At 62.4% G+C, this 9,109-nt stretch carries 10 protein-coding genes; 9 read left to right on the top strand and 1 reads right to left on the bottom strand.

Features of this window, described 5'->3' with window-relative positions:
- Positions 1-45: 45 nt before the first annotated feature.
- The 9 genes from AD665_RS16640 to pcaC all read left to right on the top strand — a co-directional run bounded on the left by AD665_RS16640 (position 46) and on the right by pcaC (position 8,314).
- A complete protein-coding gene (locus AD665_RS16640) occupies positions 46-906 on the top strand; it encodes a CoA transferase subunit A (RefSeq protein ID WP_024780246.1) in 861 nt (286 codons plus the stop codon).
- Positions 903-1,682 carry a CoA-transferase subunit beta gene (locus AD665_RS16645; protein ID WP_053192850.1) on the top strand — a complete coding sequence of 260 codons (780 nt, stop codon included), beginning with the start codon at positions 903-905 and terminating at the stop codon, positions 1,680-1,682. The genes AD665_RS16640 and AD665_RS16645 overlap by 4 nt, the downstream gene beginning before the upstream one ends.
- Positions 1,679-2,884, top strand: a complete 1,206-nt coding sequence (gene pcaF, locus AD665_RS16650) for a 3-oxoadipyl-CoA thiolase (RefSeq protein ID WP_173668669.1) — start codon at positions 1,679-1,681, stop codon at positions 2,882-2,884. The genes AD665_RS16645 and pcaF overlap by 4 nt, the downstream gene beginning before the upstream one ends.
- Before the next feature lie 37 nt (positions 2,885-2,921).
- A complete protein-coding gene (gene pcaH / locus AD665_RS16655) occupies positions 2,922-3,626 on the top strand; it encodes a protocatechuate 3,4-dioxygenase subunit beta (RefSeq protein ID WP_024780249.1) in 705 nt (234 codons plus the stop codon).
- A 1-nt stretch (position 3,627) separates the two neighbouring features.
- On the top strand, positions 3,628-4,194 hold the full coding sequence (gene pcaG / locus AD665_RS16660) for a protocatechuate 3,4-dioxygenase subunit alpha (RefSeq protein ID WP_053192855.1): 567 nt from the start codon (positions 3,628-3,630) through the stop codon (positions 4,192-4,194).
- 185 nt (positions 4,195-4,379) lie between these two features.
- A complete protein-coding gene (locus tag AD665_RS16665) occupies positions 4,380-5,675 on the top strand; it encodes an MFS family transporter (protein ID WP_053192857.1) in 1,296 nt (431 codons plus the stop codon).
- Between the two features lie 58 nt (positions 5,676-5,733).
- On the top strand, positions 5,734-7,098 hold the full coding sequence (locus AD665_RS16670) for a 3-carboxy-cis,cis-muconate cycloisomerase (protein ID WP_053192859.1): 1,365 nt from the start codon (positions 5,734-5,736) through the stop codon (positions 7,096-7,098).
- Positions 7,099-7,110: 12 nt separating this feature from the next.
- Entirely contained in the window at positions 7,111-7,911 is an 801-nt protein-coding gene (gene pcaD / locus AD665_RS16675) for a 3-oxoadipate enol-lactonase (RefSeq protein WP_053192861.1), read from the top strand.
- Between the two features lie 10 nt (positions 7,912-7,921).
- The gene (gene pcaC / locus AD665_RS16680; protein ID WP_024780254.1) at positions 7,922-8,314 is read left to right on the top strand and encodes a 4-carboxymuconolactone decarboxylase; all 393 of its coding nucleotides are present in this window, start codon (positions 7,922-7,924) and stop codon (positions 8,312-8,314) included.
- A gap of 461 nt (positions 8,315-8,775) precedes the next feature.
- Here pcaC and AD665_RS16685 read toward each other — a convergent pair.
- Positions 8,776-9,109, bottom strand: a 334-nt coding sequence (locus AD665_RS16685) for an OprD family outer membrane porin (protein WP_155514784.1), incomplete at its 5' end; no start/stop codon positions are given.

Below are 9,109 nucleotides of genomic sequence, written 5' to 3' on the forward strand. Positions count from 1 at the left end.
CGCCTTTTTCTTCATGTCGGTCCACTGGAAAACGGGAGCCTGCCCATGGCTGAAATCCTTTCGCTGCACGACGCGGTGAAGCAGTTCGTCAACGACGGCGATACCGTCGCCCTCGAAGGCTTCACCCACTTGATCCCGACGGCGGCGGGTCATGAAATCATCCGCCAGGGCAAAAAAGACCTGACCCTGGTGCGGATGACCCCGGATCTGATCTACGACCAGTTGATTGGCGCCGGCTGTGCTCGCAAATTGATTTTCTCCTGGGGCGGCAATCCGGGCGTGGGCTCGCTGCACCGCCTGCGCGATGCCGTGGAAAAGCAGTGGCCGCAGCCCTTGGAGATCGAGGAGCACAGCCACGCCGACCTGGCCAACGCCTACGTCGCCGGCGCCTCCGGCCTGCCATTCGCGGTGCTGCGGGCCTACGCCGGCTCCGATCTGCCGAAGGTCAACCCGCTGATCAAAAGCGTGACCTGCCCCTTTACCGGTGAAGTGCTGGCCGCGGTGCCTTCAGTGCGTCCCGACATCACCGTGATCCACGCCCAGAAGGCCGACCGCAAGGGCAACGTGCTGTTGTGGGGCATCCTCGGTGTGCAGAAAGAAGCCGCCCTGGCCGCCAAGCGTTGCATCGTCACCGTCGAAGAAATCGTCGACGACCTGAACGCGCCAATGAATGCTTGCGTCCTGCCGACCTGGGCCCTGAGTGCGGTCTGCCATGTGCCCGGTGGTGCTCATCCGTCTTACGCCCACGGTTACACCGAGCGTGACAATCGTTTCTACCAAACGTGGGACGCCATCGCCCGGGACCGTGAGGCCTTTACTGCGTGGATCAACGAATACATCCATGGCACTCGCGATTTCAGTGAATTGCAGACCAAACTGGCAGCCGCTTCGGAGGCGAAACAATGACGTACTCCACCAACGAAATGATGACCGTTGCCGCGGCCCGTCGGTTGAAGAACAACGCCGTGTGCTTCGTCGGCATCGGTCTGCCTTCGAAAGCGGCCAATCTGGCGCGGCTTACATCGTCGCCGGATGTCGTGTTGATCTACGAATCCGGCCCGATCGGTGCCAAGCCCAGCGTGTTGCCGCTGTCCATTGGCGACGGTGAACTGGCTGAAACCGCCGATACCGTGGTGCCGACCGGTGAGATTTTCCGCTACTGGCTGCAGGGCGGGCGTATCGACGTCGGATTCCTCGGTGCGGCCCAGGTCGACCGTTTCGGCAACATCAATACCACCGTGGTGGGCAATTACCATCAGCCAAAAGTCCGTCTGCCGGGCGCCGGCGGTGCACCGGAAATCGCCGGTTCGGCCAAGAGCGTGTTAATCATCCTCAGGCAGTCGGCGCGTTCCTTCGTCGATAAGCTGGACTTCATCACTTCGGTCGGTCACGGCGAGGGCGGCGATTCGCGCAAGCGCCTGGGCCTGCCGGGTGCTGGGCCGGTGGGTATCATCACCGACCTGTGCATCATGGAACCGGAAGCCGGTACCCATGAATTCGTGGTCACTGCGCTGCACCCCGGCGTGACCCGCGAACAGGTCACTGCCGCGACCGGGTGGGCGATCCGTTTCGCCGACCAGGTTCAAACCACCGCCGAGCCGACCGACGTAGAGCTGCGCGCATTGCGCGATCTTGAAGCTCGCACGGCAGCGGCCCACGGCCAGGCACCGGGAGAAGCCTGATGCGCGACGTTTATATCTGTGATGCGATTCGTACTCCCATCGGCCGCTTCGGCGGTGGTTTGGCCGCGGTGCGCGCCGATGACTTGGCGGCCATACCGATCAAGGCGTTGATGGAGCGCAGCCCGTCAGTGGACTGGAGCGCAGTGGACGAGGTGTTCCTCGGTTGCGCCAACCAGGCCGGCGAAGACAACCGCAACGTGGCGCGCATGGCACTGTTGCTGGCAGGGTTGCCGGAGAGCATTCCCGGCGTGACCCTCAACCGTCTCTGCGCTTCGGGCATGGACGCCATCGGCACGGCGTTCCGCGCCATCGCCAGTGGCGAAATGGAGCTTGCCATCGCCGGCGGCGTGGAATCGATGTCCCGCGCACCGTTCGTGATGGGCAAGGCCGATGCGGCGTTTTCCCGCAACATGAAGCTGGAAGACACCACGATTGGCTGGCGCTTCATCAATCCGTTGATGAAGGCTCAGTACGGCGTGGACGCGATGCCACAGACCGCCGACAACGTGGCGGATGATTATGGGGTGTCTCGCGCCGACCAGGATGCGTTTGCACTGCGCAGCCAGCAGCGCACAGCGGCGGCCCAGGCTGCAGGATTTTTCGCCGAAGAAATCGTACCGGTACGCATTGCCCACAAGAAAGGCGAAACGGTGGTCGAGCAGGACGAACATCCTCGCGCCGACACCACGCTGGAGGCCTTGAGCAAACTCAAGCCGGTCAACGGTCCGGACAAGACCGTCACCGCCGGCAACGCCTCGGGTGTGAACGATGGCGCGGCTGCGTTGATCCTGGCCTCGGCCGACGCGGTGAAGAAACACGGTCTGACGCCTCGTGGCAAGGTACTGGGCATGGCCAGTGCCGGCGTGGCGCCACGGGTGATGGGCATCGGCCCGGTGCCGGCGGTGCGCAAGTTGATTGAGCGCCTGGGCCTGGCGGTCGCCGATTTCGATGTGATCGAACTCAATGAAGCGTTTGCCAGCCAGGGCCTGGCGGTGCAGCGCGAACTGGGGCTGGCGGACGATGCGCCGCAGGTCAACCCGAACGGCGGCGCCATTGCGCTCGGCCATCCGCTGGGCATGAGCGGGGCGCGACTGGTGCTGACGGCGCTGCATCATCTGGAAAAGACCGGCGGCAAGAAAGGCTTGGCGACCATGTGTGTCGGCGTCGGCCAGGGCCTGGCATTGGCTATCGAACGCGCCTGACGCGTCGAACTACTCATAAGAAACCGAGGAATGCTTCATGACTGACAAGCCTGGTTACCGTCGCCCCCAAGCGGGCACCCAGCCGGAATATCTGCATCCGCCGTATCAGTCCACCAATCTGCGCTCGCCCTCCAAGCCGCTGGTGTTCCTGCCCCACTCGCTGTCGGAAATCACCGGCCCGACCATCGGTGCCGACCGTGTGCAGGAGAAGGACAATGACCTGACCGCCCAGCATGGCGGCGAACCGCTGGGGGAGCGGATCATCATTCACGGGCGTGTCCTGGATGAGAACGGCCATCCTGTGCCGGGCATTCTGGTAGAGATCTGGCAGGCCAACGCCGCCGGTCGCTATCACCATGATCGCGACAAACACGATGCACCACTGGACCCGAATTTCACCGGTACCGGTCGGGCCATCACCGATGCCGACGGCTGGTATCAGTTCCAGACCATCAAGCCCGGCGCGTACCCGTGGGGCAATCACCACAACGCCTGGCGCCCGGCGCATATCCACTTCTCGCTGTTCGGGCCAAGCATCCTGACGCGCCTGGTGACGCAGATGTATTTCCCCGGCGACCCGCTGCTGGCCTACGATCCGATCTACAACTGTGTATCGGACACCAGCGCCAAGGAACGTCTGATCGCCAGCTTCGATCTGGAAAAAACCATCCCTCACTACGCCCTCGGTTATCGCTGGGACATCGTCTTGCGCGGCCGCGATGCCACGCCGATGGAGAAATAAGATGACGCTTACCGCCACCACGTCCCATACCGTTGGCCCTTACTACCACATCGGCCTGACCTGGCTGAATCGCGAAGACATGACGGTCGCCGAAACCCTCGGCCAGCGCGTGGCGATCACCGGGCAGGTGATCGACGGTAACGGCGAGTTCGTCAATGACGCGATGCTGGAAGTCTGGCAGGCCAACGCTGCCGGCAAATACGCGCATCCCGAGGACGATCAGGACAAACCCCTGGACCCGAACTTCGAAGGTTTCGGCCGCGTGCCGGTGGACGCCGAGGGCCGCTTCCGGTTCACCACCATCAAGCCGGGCACCGTGCCGGGCCTGGATGGCACGACTCAGGCACCGCATTTGGTGGTACTGGTATTCGCCCGTGGGTTGGTCAAGCACCTGCTGACGCGTATCTACTTCGATGGCGAACAGGCCAACGAAGCCGATCCGTTGCTGGCCTGCGTTCCTGAGGAGCGTCGCGCCACCATCGTGAGCAAACCCGATGCGTCGGGTGTGTACCAGTGGAATGTGATCCTGCAAGGGACGGATGCCGAGACGGTGTTCTTCGACTACTGAGTGAGTGCTTGAGATTGCATCGCGAGCAAGCTTTGCTCCCACAGGGTTGTCCCTTGTTCTGGGGAGTACACCTCTGTGGGAGCCAGGCTTGCCCGCGATGGCGCCAGTACAGGCACAGCAAAACTGTGGAACGGGGCTGTTACGAAGTGTGTCTAGTCTTTTGAGTCCCTGAGAGTGAATAGCCCATGACCACCTTAACCAGCCATTACACCGGTGAAGAACGCAACAAGCGCATCTTCGCCATCGTCGGTGCCTCCTCTGGCAACCTGGTCGAATGGTTCGACTTCTACGTCTACGCGTTCTGCGCGATCTATTTTGCGCCGGCGTTCTTCCCGTCCGACAACCCCACGGTGCAACTGGTCAATACCGCCGGTGTCTTCGCCGCCGGGTTCCTGATGCGGCCTATCGGCGGCTGGATTTTCGGCCGGGTGGCGGACCGTCACGGGCGCAAGAACTCGATGATGATTTCGGTGCTGATGATGTGCTTCGGCTCGTTGCTCATCGCGTGCCTGCCCGCCTATAAGGACATCGGTGTCTGGGCACCGGTATTGCTGTTGCTCGCCCGCCTGCTGCAAGGCTTGTCGGTGGGTGGCGAATACGGCACCACCGCCACCTACATGAGCGAAGTCGCGCTCAAGGGCCAGCGCGGCTTCTTCGCGTCGTTCCAGTACGTGACGTTGATCGGCGGGCAACTGCTGGCGGTGTCGCTGGTGGTGATCCTGCAACAGTTCCTCAACGAAGACGAACTGCGCGCCTATGGCTGGCGAATCCCTTTCGTAGTCGGCGCCGTGGCCGCGTTGATTTCCCTGTTCCTGCGCCGTTCCCTGAAAGAAACCAGCAGCAAGGAAATGCGCGAGAACAAGGACGCCGGCAGCGTTGCCGCGCTGTTTCGTGACCACAAGGCCGCGTTCATCACCGTGCTGGGATACACCGCCGGCGGTTCGCTGATTTTCTACACCTTCACCACCTACATGCAGAAATACCTGGTGAACACCGCTGGCCTGCATGCCAAGACCGCCAGTTACATCATGACCGGCGCACTGTTTCTCTATATGTGCATGCAACCGTTGTTCGGCATGCTGGCGGACAAGATCGGTCGCCGTCACTCCATGCTTTGGTTCGGCGCGTTGGGGACACTGTGCACGGTGCCGATCCTGCTGACCCTCAAAAGCATCAGCAGCCCGTTCCTGGCGTTCGTCCTGATTACCCTGGCACTGGCCATCGTCAGCTTCTACACCTCCATCAGCGGTCTGGTGAAAGCTGAAATGTTTCCACCCGAAGTGCGGGCGCTGGGGGTAGGGTTGGCCTACGCGGTGGCGAACGCGATTTTTGGTGGTTCGGCGGAGTACGTTGCCTTGAGCCTGAAAGCCCAGGGCATGGAAAACGTCTTTTACTGGTATGTCACGGTCATGATGGTAGTGGCGTTCCTGTTCAGCCTGCGCCTGCCGAAGCAACCGACGTATTTGCACCATGATCTTTGAGCCACTCCTTTGATCCAGCCGCGACCGGCCGTGAGGCCGGCGCACCCAAGGACTGTTTATGAGCGAACGACCGGGCAATCAGCTGTTCGATGCCTACTTCACCGCCCGCGACATGCGCGAGGTGTTCTGCGATGCGGGCCGGCTGCAGGCCATGCTCGACGTCGAGGCAGCACTGGCCCGGGCCGAGGCTCGGGTAGGGCTGATCCCCAATGATGCGGTGGCCCCCATCGAGGCTGCCTGTCGTGCCCAGCTGTACGATTTTTCGGCATTGAGCGAAGCGATTGCCAGCGCCGGCAACTCCGCAATCCCGCTGGTCAAGGCACTGGGCAAGCGCATTGCCAGCGAGCATGCCGAGGCCGAACGTTACGTGCACCTGGGCGCCACCAGCCAGGACGTGATGGACAGCGGCCTGGTCCTGCAACTGCGCCAGGCGCTGCAACTGATCGAGAGTGAGCTGGCGCAACTGGCTGTTATCCTGGCCCGCCAAGCCGAGCGCTACGCCGCCACACCGTTGGCCGGGCGCACTTGGCTGCAACATGCGACACCGGTGACCCTGGGTATGAAAATCGCCGGTTGGCTGGGGGCGATCACCCGCAGCCGCCAACGTCTGCTGGAACTCAAGCCCCGCTTGTTGGTGCTGCAGTTTGGCGGTGCTTCAGGAACGCTCGCCGCATTGGGTGAACATGCGCTGCCTGTTGCCGAAGCCTTGGCCGCCGAGTTGCAATTGAGCCTGCCGGAGCAACCCTGGCACACCCAGCGCGATCGGCTGGTGGAGTTCGGCTCAGTGCTGGGCCTGATTGCCGGTAGCTTGGGCAAGCTCGGCCGCGACATCAGCTTGTTGATGCAGACCGAGGCCGGCGAAGCATTCGAGCCGTCGGCACCGGGCAAGGGCGGTTCGTCGACCATGCCCCACAAGCGCAACCCGGTGGGCGCGGCGGTGCTGATCGGTGCGGCGACACGGGTGCCTGGGTTGTTGTCGACGCTGTTCAGCGCAATGCCCCAGGAACATGAGCGCAGCCTGGGGCTGTGGCATGCCGAATGGGAAACCTTGCCGGAGATTTGCTGCCTGGTGTCCGGTGCCCTGCAGCAGGCGCGATTGCTGGCTGAAGGGCTGGAGGTTGACGCGGCGCGTATGGCCCGCAATCTCGAACTGACCCAGGGACTGGTACTGGCTGAAGCGGTGAGCATCGTCCTGGCCCAGCGCGTCGGACGGGACACTGCGCATCATCTGCTGGAGCAGTGCTGCAAGCGTGCCGTGACCGAACAACGTCATCTGCGGGACGTGCTGGGGGACGATCCCCAGGTTTGCGCACAGTTGTCCGCTGCCGAACTCGATCATTTGCTCAACCCCGCCCATTACCTCGGCCAGGCCCAGACCTGGGTCGCCCGGGCAGTGGCTGAACACCTTGCCTTGAAGGCCTGAAAGGAGATTGTTGTGGGACTCGTCAAACTCGCCGATGGCGAACTGAACTATTGCTTCGACGGGCAGCAAGACGCGCCGGTGCTGGTGTTGTCCAACTCCCTGGGCACCGACCTGCAGATGTGGGACGAGCAGGTCGCGGCGTTCAGCGAACACTTTCGCGTACTGCGTTTCGACACCCGTGGTCACGGTCGGTCGCTGGTCACCGAGGGCCCTTACAGCATCGAGCAACTGGGCCGCGATGTGCTGGCGATGCTCGACGCGCTGGATATCGACAAGGTCCACTTCTGCGGTTTGTCCATGGGCGGTCTGATCGGCCAGTGGCTGGGCATCAATGCCGGCGAGCGACTGCACAAGCTGGTGGTGTGCAACACCGCTGCCAAGATCGGTGATCCGTCGATGTGGAACCCACGCATCGAAACCGTGCTGCGTGACGGCAAGGCGGCCATGGTGGCGCTGCGCGATGCCTCGATTGCCCGCTGGTTCACTCCGGACTTCGCCCAGGCCAACCCGGATACGGCGAGGAAAATCACCGACATGCTCGCCGCCACCTCGCCCCAGGGCTATGCAGCCAACTGCGCCGCAGTGCGCGATGCCGATTTTCGTGATCAACTGTCCTCGATCCTTGTGCCACTGCTGGTGGTGGTCGGCAGCGAAGATGCCGTGACGCCGCCGTCGGGGGGGCGTTTTATCCAGGAGCGGGTCAGCGGGGCGCAGTACGTTGAGTTCCATGCCGCGCATTTGTCCAACGTCCAGGCCGGCGCTGCGTTCAGCGAGCGGGTATTGGATTTCCTGCTTGATTCCAGCCGCGCCTGAGGAGCTTTTTGTGGACGAGAAACAACGTTATGACGAAGGCATGCAAGTCCGCCGCGCGGTATTGGGCGATGCCCACGTGGACCGCAGCCTCAATGCGCTGACCGAGTTCAACAGCGAGTTCCAGGAGATGATCACCCGTCACGCCTGGGGCGATATCTGGACCCGTCCGGGCCTGCCGCGCCACACCCGCAGCCTGATCACCATCGCCATGCTGATCGGCATGAACCGCAACGAAGAGCTCAAGCTGCACCTGCGCGCCGCGGCCAACAATGGCGTGAGCCGTGGCGAGATCAAGGAAGTGATCATGCAGAGCGCCATCTACTGCGGCATTCCTGCCGCCAATGCCACGTTCCACCTGGCCGAGTCGGTGTGGGACGAGTTGGGTGTCGAATCGCGGAAGTAGGCTCACCGTAATCCCGGTGGGGCAGTCGATGAAGATGTTGAATGTGCCACCGCTATCGCGAGCAGGCTCGCTCCCACAGTGGTTCAGTGCAATATGCAGATTCTGCGTACACCGCAAATCCCCTGTGGGAGCCTGCTCGCGAAAGCGGTGGGTCAGCTCGCATAGAAGTTGGATGTACCGCCGCCATCGCGAGCAAGCTCGGCTCCCACAGTGGTTTGGCGTCGCGTGCAAATAATGTGTTCATCACCATTCCCTGTGGGAGCGAGCCTGCTCGCAAAAGCGGTGGGTCAGCTCGCATAGAAGTTGGATGTACCGCCGCCATCGCGAGCAAGCTCGGCTCCCACAGTGGTTTGGCGTCGCGTGCAAATAATGTGTTCATCACCATTCCCTGTGGGAGCCGAGCTTGCTCGCGATAGCGGTGGGTCAGTCGCCACTTGAGCGACAGACCCACCGCAGCCGCTTTACAACAAGCTGATCGGGTAGCTGATAAAGAGGCGGTTCTCGTCGAACTCATTGCTGCTGTAGTCCCGACGGATCGATGCATTACGCCACTTCACGTTGAGACTCTTCAGCGCACCGCTCTGCACGGTGTACGCCAGTTCGGTCTCACGTCCCCACTCCTTGCCGTCGTCCACCGTGGCGGTGTGCACGTTGTCGCCGCTGATGTAGCGGTTCATCAGGGTCAGGCCCGGTACGCCGACGGCGGCGAAGTTGAAGTCGTGGCGCACTTGCCAGGATTTTTCCTTGGCGTTGTCGTAGCTGGAGTTGTAGCTGTCGTTGGCCAGGGTCCCGCCG

It is taken from the genome of Pseudomonas corrugata (assembly GCF_001269905.1).
Classification (GTDB): domain Bacteria; phylum Pseudomonadota; class Gammaproteobacteria; order Pseudomonadales; family Pseudomonadaceae; genus Aquipseudomonas; species Aquipseudomonas corrugata.